Below are 14,565 nucleotides of genomic sequence, written 5' to 3' on the forward strand. Positions count from 1 at the left end.
GCAAGGGATCGGCTCCTGGTTTACCGGCTATCCGGCAACGAATATCCGTCTTCTGTAGTTGTTCGGATGGATACTCAAGGCACCTGCGTTAGCGGATCGAATTTAGGGCGTCTTGAACGTGTTCATCTTCCGGCCCTTTCGTGGATGAAGATTTTCAAGTTCTCTTCGCGTTCATGGAGGGGGTTGCAGACAGACTAAGGAGCTTGAAAGCGCCTCGATGTTTCGGTATGTTGAGTTGTTAAATCACAACTTCAAATTGAACAGCGGCAGAGTGGAGTTGAAATGGCATTTGGAGAAGAAGTAGAGTTTCAAGAAGGAATGGCGATTGGAGAAGATAGGATCCTGGATCGACTGTATGCGTCCGAAGAGTTTCTTCAAACGCAAGCGGACGCGCTCGATGCCAAAGCAGGATTTCTTCTCGTCATTCTGACCTTCCTGGCAGACATCCTGACCCACCTTCACTTCACCTATGGGATGCATATTTGCGAAATCGCTGCAACGGTTGTGTCCGGTGCTCTCGCAATTGTCGCACTGGCGATCGTTGGATATCGAGTAGAAGTCCCAGAGGATCTGAGCAGCAACAGGGACGAAGTAGCCGCAGCAAACGATGGCTGCACAAAAGAAGAGATAAAGACGGTCTTCCTCTTAGGATTAATGGATGAATCTAAGCGACGCATTCATGTGAACAAACGACTTAACTTCAATAAGGCCCGATTGCTTATCCTCGCGTATTTCTCGATGATTTGCGCCGTCGCAACTCTAATCTACGGAATCATCTGATTCGCGTAACCAATCGGTAACTCGAAGAGCCCAGTCCGACTTCGGATTGATCTTCCGTAGCTTCTTCAGGTGATGAGTCCCGCCGCCTCCACCAGTTGCTGGACGAGAATCATTTCTCGGACCCGAATCCGAACTGGTCCCCGCCCCTGAATCAGACGTAGGAGTTTGATCATTTTCATCGGTCATGTTGGAAAGCGTAGCCCTAAGTGCAATGTCAGTCAATTCAATTTAGCCTGATCCGGAGGCCCCAATCATGCGCGCTGCTTGCGCATGATTGGGGTTCCTCACATAACAACGGCCAGCACGGTTCTACGATGTTTCCGTGCAGAACCACCTGAAGCGCTACCACACGGAAGGACATTTTCACTTTCGCCGCTTCGGTTGTTATCACCGCTTGCCGTATCTGGCCAGCGATCGTTCCCGCACGGTCTTTCTGGACACGCTGAAAATACTTCGTCAGCGGCACGGACCACGCTCGTCAACCCAAGAAGCAGATCCTTCGCTCCGCTTACCCCACAAACGCGGGCGTTTGCGGGGCCCCAAGCTGCTTCGCTCAGGATGACAGTGCCTTAGGAGCGATGGTGTGGCACGACTGAAGTCGTGCCCTTTCAAAGCGCGTGCTTCCGGCTCATGCGCAAACTACGCGCATGAATGGGGCTTGGGATTTCAGAAGCAGGTCCTTCGCGATGCTCAGGATGACACCGCTGTGTTTACGATCCTGGGCAGGGAATGGCGGAGGTCGGCAACACTGTCTCGTCGGGGAAGCTGAAGGCGCCGTCGATGGCGCTGGATGTTGCTCCCATTTCGAACCACTGGTGGAGCGCGATGTTTTGTGGGTGGTAGATGGTGTTGGCGCCGCCCTGCTTGACCTTGATGGCGCTGGTTGCGTTGGCCAGTCCCTCGATGGGATCACCGTTCTCAAGATTGGCCTGGCACACGGTGGAGTTCGCGGGCTGACCCGGGAACTGCCAGTTGGGGGTCGCGTTATCGATAAACGGATTATCGAAGGATTCGCTGGTTTCGTGCGAGAGCGCGGTCACATCCTGAAATCCAGCACCGAAAAGACCCGGCGAGATCCAGCTTGCGAATTCGGTGATCCAGCGCGGCTGCGGGAAGACGCCGCCTTCAAGAAAATAAGTGTGGAAACCAAGTTCGCAGCAGCTGCCGGGAGTGTTGGGGTTGCTGGTGTTGAGGTCGAAGAGGAAGGTGTTGGGGAACAGGGTCATGTCGATGCTGTTGGTGGTGAAGTTGCCGAGGTTGATCTCGTTGACGACTTCGTTGTCCCAGAGAAAGTTGAAGAGCGGCGAAAGCATCAGGACGTAGGTACTGCCATCGGCGGCTGTTCCGGTGAAGTAGGAGCGGGCCTGTACGATGTCGCCGTTCTCAAGCTCGATGTTGACAGCGTAGGGAACGGCAATGGTGACGCGATTGACCACCTGGGGAAAGATGACGGTATGCCAGTTGTTCTTCATGGTGTTGTAGAACTCGGCGCGGTGGACAGCATCGGCATATTCCACGTTGTGGCCGGAGCGGTAGTCGAGGGGCACAAAGTTGGGTGAGTTGAGGACCTTGTGCTCGAAGGGGGCGAAGGGAACGGTTTTGAAGATACTGCCGTCGGCGGCGAGGAGTTGGAGAGAAACCTCGTCGATGTTGGCGGGGTAAACGGTGGATCCGCCCACACGGGGATCGTTGCCGATCATGGTGAAGCGGAAATTTCCGTTTTGGCTGCCGCCGGCCTCGGCGACGAATGCGCCGTCGAAGGTGGCGATGGTGTTGAGGCCGTCGATGGTGGTCTGGTTATTACGGGTGTCGCCCAGGTCGAAGTTGTTGTTGCTGCCGGCTTCGGTAGCGGCGTTGCGGTTGGCGGTGATGTGCGCGGTTCCTGAGGCGCCGCCGATGACTTTGCCGGTGGCGGCATTGATGGTGATGTCGTTAACAGCGTAGCCGGCGGAAACGCTGGAGACCTTGACGGGCTGGCGCTCGGCGTATCCAGGATGGGCGGCGGGGGCTACGGAGATACTGACTGCCTGAGCAAAGCTGAGAGTGGGGACGCAACACGAGAGACACAGCAACAGAACACGCGGGGGGATGCGCATGGAGCAAATCTCCTTGGAATGTCTGGAATCAAGAAATTGTTGGACTTGAAAGTGCGAACGCTTCACATTACGGAACACGCGCGAGCTATGGAAGCAAGAGCAACAATGAAGGGATTGGAGCGGGATGTCAAGAAAAAATGGGGTGAAGCAGCGCGGCAGGACGCAAGATGCGAAACGAGTTCAGTCGACCTTCTTGCTGATGTTGAGCAGGATGCCGATGCCTGCCAGCGTGAAGAAGAGGCTGGTGCCGCCGGAGGAGATGAAGGGGAGCGGGATTCCCTTGGTGGGCAGCAGCGATAGAACGACACTGATATTGAAGAAGGCCTGCAGCAGAATGGCGGTCGTGAGTCCGAAGGCGGTGAGGCGCGCAAACGGATCGGTGGACAGGTAGGCGGTGCGGAGGCCGCGGTATCCGAGAACGACGAAGAGCGCGAGGATGCAGATGGCGCCGATGAAGCCGAGTTCTTCGGCGATGTTGGCGTAAATGAAGTCGGTGTGGGCTTCGGGAAGATAGAAGAGCTTCTGCATGCCTTCCATGTAGCCGCGGCCAGTGAAGCCGCCGGTGCCGACGGCGATGAGGGACTGGTTGATGTGGAATCCGGCGCCCTGCGGGTCGAGGTCGGGGTGCATGAAGGCCAGCATGCGGGCGCGGCGCCACGGCACCCAGAAAAGCAGCGCGGCGAGTGGCGGCGCGGCGGCGGCGAGGGCGACGAAGAGATACTTCCAGTCCATGCCGGCGAGGATGAGCATCATGGCGGAGACTCCGCCGACGACGAGGGCGGTGCCGAGGTCGGGCTGCTTAACGATGAGCAGCATGAAGACGACGGGCATCATGGCGGCGCGAAGCACGGTGTTGCGCCAGTCATGCATCTGGCCGAGGCGCGTGGAGAGGAACCAGGCGAGGAAGAGAATGATGACGGGCTTGGCGATCTCAGAGGGCTGGAAGGAGAATGCGCCGAAGCGCATCCAGCGGTGCGTATGGTGCGAGTCGTGAAAGAAGAGGACGATGACGAGCAGAAGGGTGGTGACGGTGAGCGCGGTGTAGATGAAGCGCGGCGAATTGTAGCGCGTGTAGTCGATGCGCGAGAGCACGATCATGGTGAAGATGCCGGCGAGCGCCCAGAGCGCCTGGCGGATGACGAAGCCGTAGGGGGAGTGGTAGCGCTCTTCAGCCACGACGGCGGAAGCGGAAAAGACCATGACCAGGCCGGCGACGACCAGCAACAGAGTGGTGAAGAAGATCCATTTGTCGACGCCTACGCGCTTTGCCATTTGCCTTCTCGACTTGAAAGTGTCTGGGGGTATGGTTTCACGCGCAGGCTGTGGAGATTCGGGGGCGGGCGCCGGTGTGAATCAAAGTGATTAATTTCGGCGGAAGCCGTGCGATGGAAGAAAACCTCCCAGGTCTCAGAATCGAGACCGGGGGTGCCCAGTATTTTGGAGCTGGCTACGCGTTCTGCCAGACTTTCCAGCCGCGCCACTCGTTGACCAGCTCTTTGAAAACGCGGCCGCGGTGTTCGTAGCTTTCGAACTGGTCGAAGCTGGAGCAGGCGGGGGCGAGCAGGACGGTGTCGCCGGGGTGAGCGGCGGCGGCGATGGCGCTGACGGCCTTGTCTAGCGTTTCGCAGGAGTGGATAGTGACGACGCCGCGCAGTTGCGACTCGATTTTAGCGGCGGCGGAGCCAATGGTGTAGACCGCTTTCACGCGGGAGCGAAGCAGATCAGAGAGCTCGGTGTAGTCGGAGTTCTTGTCTTTGCCGCCGAGGATGAGGTGGATGTTGCCGGGGAAAGCGGCAATGGCCTTGGCGGTGGCATCGACATTGGTGGCTTTTGAATCGTTGTAGATTTCGACGCCGTTGAGGGTCGCGACGTATTCGAGACGATGCTCGACGGCCTTGAACTGTTCGACGGCGGTGCGGATAGATTCGGCGGAGGCACCAGCGAGGCGCGCGGCGCAGACTGCTGCCAGCACGTTCTCAACATTGTGCTCGCCCTTAAGCGGAATGGTGCTGAGCGGCATGACGGTTTCAGGCGCGGCGCCGGGTGCGGAGCAGAACAGGATGGCGCCGCCATCGACCCACCCACCCTGATCGACCGCGTGCTCCAGCGAGAACCAGTAGACCTTGGCACGGGAGCGTTTCGCGGAGGCGGCGGCGCGGATGTTGTCGGCGTTGAGGATGCAGAAGTCGTGCTCGTCCTGCTCGGCGAAGATGCGCTCCTTGGCGAGGGCGTAGTTTTCGAAGTTGCCGTGGCGGTCGAGGTGGTCGGGTGTGATGTTAAGGATGACGGCGATGGCGGGGTGGAACTGCTCGGTCGATTCGAGCTGAAAGCTGGAGACCTCGAGGACATTCCACGTGGCGTCCGTGGAATCGTCGATGAGCGCGACGACGGGAACGCCAATGTTGCCGCCGACCAGGGTGGGCATGCCGGCTTTTTCGAGGATTTCGCCGAGCAGCGAGGTCGTGGTCGTCTTGCCGTTGGAGCCGGTGACAGCGAGGATTTTGCCCTTCAGAAAGCGCGCGGCCAGTTCGAGCTCGCCGATGATGGGACGGCCGAAGTTGCGGGCCTGCACCAGCTCAGGTGTGTCGAGCGGCACGCCCGGGCTGACGACGATGAGGTCCTGGCGGCGGAAGGTGAGCAGGCCGTGCCCGCCGGCCTCGACGTTGATGCCCTCCTCAAGCAGCGCGGGAATGTCTTTGGCAAGGGCTTCGGCGCTGCGAATGTCGGAGACGGTGACCTGGGCTCCGCGGCGGCGCAGGAAGATGGCGGCGGCCAAGCCGGATTTGCCCAGTCCGACGACGAGAACCTTTTTGCCTTTGAGCTCCATCATGATTGGTCTGTCCAAGGATACTTTATCGCGCCGAGGGGAGGCTTGGGTGTGAATGGCTGGGAAGGGCTAGCGAAGTTTCAACGTCGTGAGCGCAAACAGGGCGAAGACCAGCGCCATGATCCAGAAGCGGACGATGACTTTGGACTCGCTCCAGCCCAGTTGCTCGAAATGGTGGTGCAGCGGAGCCATCTTGAAGATGCGCTTTTTGCGGAGCTTGTAGCTGCCCACCTGCAGGACGACGGAGAGCGCCTCGAGAACGAAGATGCCGCCGATGAAGGGCAGCAGGAACTCCTGGCGAATGAGGACGGCGACCGTGCCGATGGCGCCGCCTAGTGCAAGCGAGCCCACGTCACCCATGAAGACTTCAGCGGGATGGGCGTTGTACCAGAGGAATCCGATGGATGCACCGACCATCGATCCGCCGAAGACCGTAAGCTCGGCGATGAGGGGCATGCGCTGCAGTTCGAGATAGTCGGCGAAGACCACGTGGCCGCTGACGTAGGTGAGCACCGTAAGCGCTCCGGCGGCGATGATGGTGCAGCCGATGGCGAGTCCGTCGAGGCCGTCGGTGAGGTTGACGGCGTTGGAGGTGCCCATGAGCACAAAGATGACGAAACAGACGAACGGCACAAACGCAAGAAGGCCGAGATGCGGCAATGTGCTGGGCCAGTGGTGCCACAGCAGATCGGGACGCCAGAATTTGACGAATGGAACGCTGAGCTGCGTCGAGAACAGCTTGAACTGCGTGAGCACAATGAGGGCGACGGCAACGCCGGCCCCAGCAAGTCCCTGCCAGAAGAGCTTGGCGCGCGCGGTGAGTCCGAGATTGCGCCGGTTGACGACCTTGGTGTAGTCGTCGGCGAACCCAATGGCACCAAAGGCGAGCGTGGAGCAGACGGCGATCCAGACGAAGGGGTTCGCCGGGTCAGACCAGAGCACCGTCGGCAGCAGGATGGCGATGACAATGAGGACGCCGCCCATCGTCGGCGTGCCCGATTTCTTCTGATGCGACTGCGGTCCGTCTTCGCGGATGTACTGGCCGATCTGGAACTCGCGCAGCTTCTGGATGACGTAGGGGCCGATGAACATGGCGATCAGCAGCGCTGTGAGCGAGGCAAAGACGGTGCGGAACGTGAGGTAGCGAAAGATCCGGAAGGGATGAAAGAACGGAAACAGCTTTTCGTAAAGCAGCCAGTAAAGCAAGAGGACTCCAATGCCGGATCAAGGCGGGATTTCAGGTTGATTCTACTAGCGGCGGGTGAGGCAATGGATGTGGATCGAAGGGCTCTGAATCTGGAGAGTGAACGGCGATCTGTCAGTTCAGCCTTGCAAAACAGGATGAAAGGCCATTTGTCGTTCTATGGACGTACAAGAGATTCAGAACTACGCCGCCCGAGGTTCCGGTATTTTCCGAATAGCCGGTCACTCAGCCCGAATGCCCTTCGTGCCATACTCAACCTATGAAACCCCGAGGAATTGCCATTGGCGCTGCTCTTGTTGCATTCCTGGGCCCCGTGCTCTCGTTTGCGCAGAACGCAAAAACGGTTGGAACTGTCGCGCCGAACCTCGTGGAGTTCAGAATTCCTCTGGAACAACCCGCGGGCGCCACGTGGAAATGGAATCGCGCGGAGACTCTCGACAACGAGGGAGAATACACCTGGCAAGTTGCGGTTCCGAACTCTGAGGGAAGATATTCATTCGGCTTCTACCTCTACAAATTGCCAGGTTCAAAACCGGCGCACGGAAATCTGCAGGCTTTGCTTAAAGCTGGGCAGACGTCGGTCTTCAAAGAAGATTCCGAGGGGCGTGGCAATGAGATTCAAAACGCCCTTGTTGGTGTGTCGACGGAAAACAACATGATCGTAATCCGCATCACGGATGCGAAGTTGATCCAGACAATCTTTGGCAACCACCCCGAAACTGTCACGATCAACACCCGGGCAATCGGCGCGAATTTCGAGACTGTGACGGTTGAGTATCGCAAGTGAGAGTTGGCGATTTCTTTTTGTTCCCTGGGCTGAGAAATGCGGTCAGTGCTTCGCGGCAGATTGCTTCTTCAACTCAGCTTGGAACGCTTGCTCGCGGTCCGCGATGTAGGCCTTGTAGCCGACCGGGTCGATGAAGGCGTTTTTGTCGCCCTTCTTGAAGCGGTCGTACTTAGCCAACATGTCAAAGTATCCGCCGTGGGCGCCGAGGAAGACGTCGCAGGGAAGGCTCTTGAGCACCTCAAAGCCGCGCCGATAGTCGGCGGCGATCTGCGGATAGGTCCGGTTGTTGACCAGCTTGTAGCCCGGATTCACGTTGGGGCTACCGACGATGACGACGTGCAGGATGCGTACGACTTCACCTCGTAGGTTGGGGTCGCCTTCCGCTTCGTTCAGTGTCCATGTTGTTGTGCCTTTGGTGTGCCCGGCGGTGAGGTGCGCTGTCAGCGTGGTGCCGCCCAGCGACACCGTATCGCCGTCGTGCAGGATGCGGTCAACCTTCGAAGGCCGAAACCACATGGTCTTGTCCGCCGCGTAATGAAAATCGTTGTGACCGCCGGATTGGACAACAGGAACATCCTGCGCCATCACCTCGTATTTCGCTCCGGTTTCGCGCTTGATCTCCGCGCTGCCGGCACAATGGTCGTAGTGGCCGTGACTGATCAACAGGATTTTGGTGTCGCTGTACTTGAAGCCGAGTGCTTCGATGCTCTTTTTGATCTGCGGCGGCGAGGACTGAAGATTGCTGTTGATGAGGATGTTGCCCTTGGGCGTAACGATCAAGTACGCGGCAAGGTCCTGGCTGCCAACGTAGTAGAGATTTCCGGCGATGCGGAAGGGCGCAAGCAGCGTTGTCCAGGAGGCGAGAACCTGGGCTGCAAGTTGCAGGCCAGAGATCACAAGTATGAATACAGATACGATGCGGGGAAGAGTACGACCAGTCACTGGCTCTCCGTTGAGGTGAAGTGGGTTTTCAAGATTTCGATGGCGCGTTCGAGTTGCACTCCGCGCGAGCCCTTGACGAGGACGACGTCACCTGGCTGCAGATTCTTCACCAGCCACTCGCCCGCGGTGGGGGCATCGGGCAGAAAGATGGAAGCGACTCCGCAGAGGCATGCCGCGGCTGCGAGATGCTGCGCATTGCCCCGCACGCCCACAACGAGATCAATACCCTCATCGGCGGCCGCCTTGCCGCAGGCCGAGTGCAGCATCGAGGCATGTTGGCCCAGTTCGAGCATTTCGCCCGCGACCAGAATGCGGCGCTCGGCGGGCCGCAAGGCCAGCGTGTGAATCATTGATTGCAGGGCTTCGGGGTTGGAGTTGTAGCTGTCGTTGAGAATGGTGGCGCCGGCAATCTCCAACGCTTCTCCGCGCTTGCTGCCGGGAGTGAGCGATTCGAGCGCGGCGACGGCAGCATCGAGCGGTACACCAGCCTCAAGCGCAACAGCGAGTCCTGCGACGGCATTCTGCGCGTTGTGTCCACCGAGAAGATTAAGGTGGAAGCTTCCCTCGTGTTGACCGGTACGGAAACGCACATCGAGGCCCGAGGAATCTTCCTTTACATCGAGAATTGCCGGATCACCGCAAGGGCCGATGCCGAAGTACACAACCTTGCCGTGAAAATCGCGGCCGAACTGCGAGGCGTATGCATCGGAGCAATTGAGAAACGCGACGCCGGTTCCAGGCAGCGCGGCGATCAGCTCGTATTTGGCGCGGGCGATGCCGGCCTGCCCTTCGGCAAAATTCTCAATGTGCGCGGTGCCGACGTTGGTCACAACGCCCCAGTCTGGCGAGGCGATGCGGGCGAGAGCAGCGATCTCGCCGAGGTGGTTCATGCCCATTTCGACAACGGCGTATTCGTGCTCGGGCTCAAGCCGCAGCAACTGCAGCGGCAGGCCGAAAGCGTTGTTGAGGTTGCCCTGCGACTTCAGTACGTTGAACTTCGCACCGAGGGCGGCGGCAATTGCTTCTTTCGTCGTGGTCTTGCCGGCTGAACCGGTGATGGCGACAACCCGCTTTCCCCACTTCCGACGCACGTTCAAGGCAAGGGCATGAAGCGCGATGAGCGTGTCTTCCGCAATCAGCAGCGGAACCGCAAGCGCAGCATCGGGCAACGTTGATGCCTTGGCGCGCGAAACAACTGCGGCGACGGCGCCGCGTTCAAGGGCGGCGGTTACGAAGTCGTGTCCGTCGTGACGCTCTCCGCGCACGGCAAAGAAGAGATCGCCGGGCGATGCGGTACGCGAGTCAATGGAGTAGCCAGTGACAGCAAGCATGCCCGCGCACGAGATGCTGGACGGCGCTTCGAGAACCGCGGCCGCCCCGATCGCCGCCTCTGCGAGGGTCAATTTCATGACACACCACCGTAACCCAAATCGCGCAGCGCGGCGAGTGCAATTTCAGAGTCGTCGAAGGGAATGGTGCGATCGGCGAGAATCTGCTCCTTCTCGTGGCCTTTGCCGGCCAGCAGGACAACGTCGTTTGAGGTAGCGGATTTGAGCGCGAGATGAATCGCCGACGCACGATCAGGTTCAATGGTGTAGTGGACGCCGCTGGCCTTGAGCGCGGGCTCAATTTCGTTGAGGATGGCGCGCGGATCTTCGGAGCGCGGATTGTCGCTGGTAGCGACGACGAATTCACTTCCCTCACCCGCGGCGTAACCCATCTTGGGGCGCTTGGTGCGGTCGCGGTCGCCGCCGCAGCCGAAGAGCGTGATCACGCGGCCTCCGGATTCTGCGACGAGTTGACGCGCGAGCGCGATCAGGTTGCGGAGCGCGTCGTCGGTGTGTGCGTAGTCCACGATCACAGTAAAGGGCTGGCCGCCGTCGACGGGCTGAAAGCGGCCGGGCACCGGCGTGAGGTGCGGAACCGACACCACGAGCTGATCGAACGGAATGCCGCGCGCATGTGCTGCGGTGAAGGCAGCCAACAGGTTGAGAATGTTCACTTCGCCCGCGAGATGCGAGGTGACATGCGCCGAGCCCGCGGGTGTTTCAAGCTGGATGCTGGCGCCGCCGGGAGTGAGCGTGTGCGACGCGGCGCGGAAGTCGCCGAGGCCGATGCCGTAAGTGCAAGTCTCGGAACCGGCGTTGCGGGCGGCTTCAATCAGATCTGGAGTTCGTTCGTCGTGCGCGTTCAGCACGGCGACGCGGGGCGCGGGATAGATGCTGCCGTCGAAGAGAAGACGCTTGGCGGCGAAGTACTGCTCCATGGTGTGGTGGTAATCGAGATGGTCGCGCGTAAGGTTGGTGAATACGGCGACGTCGAATGGAATACCAAAAGCCCGGCCCTGGTCGAGCGCGTGGCTTGAGACTTCGGTGACCAGCTCTGTAGCGCCGCTACTGGCACCCTCGGCCATCAGCTCGAACAGATCGCGCGACTCGGGGGTGGTGTGGAGCGAGGGACGCACTTCGCCGGCGAGATGATATTCGATGGTGCCGATCAGAACGGATTTGCGCGCGGCGGCATTGAGCAGTGCTTCGGCGAGGAAGGCCGTCGTCGTCTTCCCATTCGTCCCGGTGATGCCGGTGGCGGCCATGCTGCGCTCCGGGTGGCCGAAGAAGGCCGCGGAAGCTTCGGCAAGTGCGCGGCGGCCGTGCTCGACTTCAGCGACAGCAATGTCCGGTTTGTAGACAACGAGATGATCAAAGGTCGGCGATGAGTCTGTGATGATGCCGATGGCGCCGGCGGCGAGGGCTTTATTGATATAGCGATTGCCGTCGGTGGTGCCGCCCTTCATCGCAACAAAAACGGAACCGGGATGAACGCGGCGCGAGTCGTACTCGATGCCGGCGATGGGCTGGCCGGAAGTCCCGGAGGAGCCGACGGCGGTGATTTCGGCGATGAGTTCGGGCCAAAGCATGTCTGGATGATTGTAGATGGCGGGGGCGCGCACGATGCGTGACGAAGGGGATATTACCGTCCGCAGCGAACGATAATCTTGGTGCCGCTGGGAACCTGGGTGCCGGGTGCGGGCGCCTGCTCGCGCACGGTGCCGCTGCCGGTGATCTCCACCTGCAGGCCTTCCGCGGCAATCATTTCAATCACGTTGCGAATGGGCAAGCCAACCAGCGAAGGGACGCTGAGTTTTTTGCCATCGCTGACGCTGACGTAGGTTGACACGCGGTCCTGCTGCGGCGGAACGAGCGTAACCGCGGGCTGATTCGATGCTGTTGGTTGCGCAGATGCGCCGGGTTTGTCGTTGGCAGGCACGGGCTCGTCCGATTGTGCTGCCACTGTCTGCGCGGGTGCCGCTGCGGTTTGCTGGCGCAATGGATCGTCGGCCGGCAGATCGTTGGCCGCCGCGAATAGCGCATTTACCTCCGCTTGATCCACATCCGCGTCGTCTTCCTCTACGGGCTTTTCTGCCTTGGCCTGCTGCAGGGGTGTCTTCGCTGGGCGCACTTCAATATCGTGCGGAACGTTCAGATATTCGAGCACCTCCTGCGCAACCTCCGCGAAAACGGGCGCTGAGACCGCGGTGCCGTAGTAAGAGGGGCCGCTGCGGGGGTTGTCGATGACGACGGAGACAGCGATGACCGGATTGTTGACGGGCGCGATTCCGGCAAACGAGGCGATGTGCATCGTCTTCGAATAGAGGTGTGTGGCCGGATCAACCTTTTGCGCGGTGCCCGTCTTTCCACCAGAGGAGTAGCCGTTGAGCTGCGCCGGCTTGCCGGTTCCGAACAGAACGACGCCCTCCATCATCTTGCGCATCTGCGCGGCGGTCATCTCAGAGATAACACGATGCGCGCCAGGAGGCAGCGGATTGGGCAGGTCTTCGCCGGGCCGGAATGCCGCGGGGACGAGCGCCGCGGGCTTTGCATTGTGCGTCAATTGATCCGGCATCAGCACACGAGGCGGAAGATATGTTCCGCCGTTTGCGATGGTGGAAACCATGGAAACAAGCTGCACTGGCGTGACGGCCACTTCCTGCCCGATGGCGAGGGAGCCGATCGAAGAGCCGTTCCATTTTTTCGGGGGACGGAGCAAGCCGCGCGTTTCGCCGGGGACCTCTACGCCGCTGCGACTACCGAAGCCGAAGTCGCGCATGTAATGGTAGAAGCGGTCGGGGCCGACCTTGAGCGCGAGTTTCACGGCGGCCACATCGCTGGAGCGTTCGAGCGCCGTAGTCACACTGACGACGCCCATGCCGCGATCGCTCTCGTCGTCGTGAATCACACGGCCGGCGAGGGTTATCTGGCCACCCTGGCAGTCGATCATGTCATCGGGTTTGGCCGCGTTGGAGTCAAGAGCAGCGGAGTAGGTAACCAGCTTGAAGACCGACCCAGGCTCATACACGTCGCTAACCGCGTGATCCTTCAGCAGAGCCGGCGTAGTGTGGCGAAAATCGTTGGGATTGAAAGTAGGCCGAATCGCGAGGGCAAGAATCTGGCCGGTGTGCACGTCCTGCACCACGATGGTTCCGTTGTCGGCGTGGGTCTTTTCCATCACGTGGTTGAGGGCTTTCTCGGCCATGAACTGGATGTTCTCGTCAATGGTGAGCTGCAGATTCTGTCCAGGCTCAGGCTCGTGAGCGACGGAGCCAAGCACGCGGCGGCGGGCATCCATGGCGGTGAACATACGCCCTGGGACGCCGTGAAGCGCACCATTGAATTTGCCTTCGAGACCGCCAAGACCGTTATCGTCGACGCCGACATATCCGAGGACCTGCGCGGCAATCTGGTTGTCGGGATAGAAGCGTTGGAACTCATTCTGGAAATAAATGCCCTTCATATTGAGGGCGCGAATTTTCGTGGCGATCTCGGGTGTAACGCGCCGAGCGATCCAGGCAAAGCTCCTGCCCTCGTCGAGGCGATGTTCGATCTGATCCTCGCGCGTCAGCCTGTCTTCTGGATCGGTGTGGACGATGGCGGCGAGCACGCGGGCAGCATCTTTCTGGTTGTCGATCTCCGAAGGCACGGCATAGATCGACTCAACTTGCACGGTCATGGCCAGCTCGTGCATGTTGCGGTCGTAGAGAATGCCGCGGCGCGGCGCGACCTCAAAGGTGCGCTGCTGCTGTTTGTCGGCGCGCTCCACGTAATCGTTGTGGCGAATGATCTGCAGCCAGAAAAGCCGCGCCGCAATGGCAACAGCCCAGAAGAGAAAGAAACCGCAAACAAGCCAAAAACGCGCCAGCTTCATGGGCGTGGCGCGCTGCGTGACGGTAAGCGGACGGGTTGCGCGGAGAGCTGCCTGCATTTTTGATCAGCGATTCGAGTTTCAGATTAGAGTATCGACATGCGACACACAGTGACGAATCACAGGATGTGCACGACAAGGTATCTTATGGATAATCGGCGCGGCTCAGTTCACCGGATTTGGCTGCGGCGCATTGTTCTGCGCCATCACCGGCGCGCTCGAGTCGAAGTGCGAGGTTGCGCGGACAACCTGTCCGGGCTGCGGCTCGCTCATTCCAAGCTGGCGCGCCATGCCATCAATGCGTCCGGGCTGCGAAAGCTGAGCTTCGGTCAAGCGGAGCTGGCGATTTTCTTCGCGCAGCTGGTCGCGCACCTGCTTCTCCGATTCGATGCGATAGGAGTTCTCAATCGCGTTGAAGTGCTGCAGGCCGTACACCATGACCAGCGAAAACAGCACGGTTGCCGCTGCCGAGAAGATGCGCATCTGGCGCGCACGCACCGGATCGGGCGCCTTGACGAGGCGCGTGTTGTCGATGTGGTGCGCGAAGATGACTTCAGGCGTGCGCACTCCGCGGCGGCGCATGGGCTGCTGGGCCAGTAGTGCGGCATTGCGCTCGGCCACACGAGCGGTCCATCCGGGTTTCGTATCGAATAATGTCGCAGCGCATGCAGCCATGTTCGTCTCCTAGCTTCTAGCCGCTAGCTTCTAGCTGCTAGCCGGAATCTTGCTG

At 59.9% G+C, this 14,565-nt stretch carries 11 protein-coding genes; 2 read left to right on the plus strand and 9 right to left on the minus strand.

The window, feature by feature from the left end; genetic code table 11:
• The first annotated feature begins 282 nt into the window (after positions 1–282).
• On the plus strand, positions 283–780 hold the full coding sequence (locus WCA10_RS20740; protein WP_472824433.1) for a hypothetical protein: 498 nt from the start codon (positions 283–285) through the stop codon (positions 778–780).
• A gap of 710 nt (positions 781–1,490) precedes the next feature.
• On the opposite strand, the gene WCA10_RS20745 is transcribed toward WCA10_RS20740, so the two are convergent.
• The 4 genes from WCA10_RS20745 to mraY all read right to left on the minus strand — a co-directional run bounded on the left by WCA10_RS20745 (position 1,491) and on the right by mraY (position 6,909).
• Positions 1,491–2,876: a hypothetical protein gene (locus WCA10_RS20745; protein WP_472824434.1), complete on the minus strand. Its 1,386-nt coding sequence runs from the start codon at positions 2,874–2,876 to the stop codon at positions 1,491–1,493.
• Between the two features lie 180 nt (positions 2,877–3,056).
• Positions 3,057–4,148 carry a putative lipid II flippase FtsW gene (gene ftsW / locus WCA10_RS20750; RefSeq protein ID WP_472824435.1) on the minus strand — a complete coding sequence of 364 codons (1,092 nt, stop codon included), beginning with the start codon at positions 4,146–4,148 and terminating at the stop codon, positions 3,057–3,059.
• A gap of 175 nt (positions 4,149–4,323) precedes the next feature.
• On the minus strand, positions 4,324–5,703 hold the full coding sequence (gene murD, locus WCA10_RS20755; RefSeq protein WP_472824458.1) for a UDP-N-acetylmuramoyl-L-alanine--D-glutamate ligase: 1,380 nt from the start codon (positions 5,701–5,703) through the stop codon (positions 4,324–4,326).
• 69 nt (positions 5,704–5,772) lie between these two features.
• On the minus strand, positions 5,773–6,909 hold the full coding sequence (mraY, locus tag WCA10_RS20760) for a phospho-N-acetylmuramoyl-pentapeptide-transferase (protein WP_472824436.1): 1,137 nt from the start codon (positions 6,907–6,909) through the stop codon (positions 5,773–5,775).
• Between the two features lie 257 nt (positions 6,910–7,166).
• Here mraY and WCA10_RS20765 point away from each other — a divergent pair, with 257 nt between their 5' ends.
• The gene (locus WCA10_RS20765) at positions 7,167–7,694 is read left to right on the plus strand and encodes a hypothetical protein (protein ID WP_472824437.1); all 528 of its coding nucleotides are present in this window, start codon (positions 7,167–7,169) and stop codon (positions 7,692–7,694) included.
• A gap of 42 nt (positions 7,695–7,736) precedes the next feature.
• Here WCA10_RS20765 and bla read toward each other — a convergent pair whose 3' ends face one another.
• The 5 genes from bla to WCA10_RS20790 form a co-directional block, all read right to left on the minus strand.
• A complete protein-coding gene (bla, locus tag WCA10_RS20770; protein ID WP_472824438.1) occupies positions 7,737–8,636 on the minus strand; it encodes a subclass B3 metallo-beta-lactamase in 900 nt (299 codons plus the stop codon).
• Entirely contained in the window at positions 8,633–10,045 is a 1,413-nt protein-coding gene (locus tag WCA10_RS20775) for a UDP-N-acetylmuramoyl-tripeptide--D-alanyl-D-alanine ligase (RefSeq protein ID WP_472824439.1), read from the minus strand. Before WCA10_RS20775 ends, bla begins: the two co-directional genes overlap by 4 nt.
• Positions 10,042–11,553 carry a UDP-N-acetylmuramoyl-L-alanyl-D-glutamate--2,6-diaminopimelate ligase gene (locus WCA10_RS20780; protein WP_472824440.1) on the minus strand — a complete coding sequence of 504 codons (1,512 nt, stop codon included), beginning with the start codon at positions 11,551–11,553 and terminating at the stop codon, positions 10,042–10,044. The genes WCA10_RS20775 and WCA10_RS20780 overlap by 4 nt, the downstream gene beginning before the upstream one ends.
• A 53-nt stretch (positions 11,554–11,606) precedes the next feature.
• The gene (locus tag WCA10_RS20785; RefSeq protein WP_472824441.1) at positions 11,607–13,895 is read right to left on the minus strand and encodes a penicillin-binding protein; all 2,289 of its coding nucleotides are present in this window, start codon (positions 13,893–13,895) and stop codon (positions 11,607–11,609) included.
• A gap of 105 nt (positions 13,896–14,000) precedes the next feature.
• The gene (locus tag WCA10_RS20790) at positions 14,001–14,510 is read right to left on the minus strand and encodes a cell division protein FtsL (RefSeq protein ID WP_472824442.1); all 510 of its coding nucleotides are present in this window, start codon (positions 14,508–14,510) and stop codon (positions 14,001–14,003) included.
• Positions 14,511–14,565: the final 55 nt, after the last annotated feature.

Source organism: Occallatibacter sp. (assembly GCF_049582745.1).
Taxonomy (GTDB): domain Bacteria; phylum Acidobacteriota; class Terriglobia; order Terriglobales; family Acidobacteriaceae; genus Telmatobacter.

Excerpts from the sequence above, each read along its gene's own strand:
- murD (WP_472824458.1), bottom strand. The coding sequence starts at position 5,703 with ATGGAGCTCAAAGGCAAAAAGGTTCTCGTCGTCGGACTGGGCAAATCC.
- WCA10_RS20790 (WP_472824442.1), bottom strand. The coding sequence starts at position 14,510 with ATGGCTGCATGCGCTGCGACATTATTCGATACGAAACCCGGATGGACC.
- WCA10_RS20775 (WP_472824439.1), bottom strand. The coding sequence starts at position 10,045 with ATGAAATTGACCCTCGCAGAGGCGGCGATCGGGGCGGCCGCGGTTCTC.
- WCA10_RS20740 (WP_472824433.1), top strand. The coding sequence starts at position 283 with ATGGCATTTGGAGAAGAAGTAGAGTTTCAAGAAGGAATGGCGATTGGA.
- WCA10_RS20745 (WP_472824434.1), bottom strand. The coding sequence starts at position 2,876 with ATGCGCATCCCCCCGCGTGTTCTGTTGCTGTGTCTCTCGTGTTGCGTC.
- ftsW (WP_472824435.1), bottom strand. The coding sequence starts at position 4,148 with ATGGCAAAGCGCGTAGGCGTCGACAAATGGATCTTCTTCACCACTCTG.
- WCA10_RS20765 (WP_472824437.1), top strand. The coding sequence starts at position 7,167 with ATGAAACCCCGAGGAATTGCCATTGGCGCTGCTCTTGTTGCATTCCTG.
- WCA10_RS20785 (WP_472824441.1), bottom strand. The coding sequence starts at position 13,895 with ATGCAGGCAGCTCTCCGCGCAACCCGTCCGCTTACCGTCACGCAGCGC.
- WCA10_RS20780 (WP_472824440.1), bottom strand. The coding sequence starts at position 11,553 with ATGCTTTGGCCCGAACTCATCGCCGAAATCACCGCCGTCGGCTCCTCC.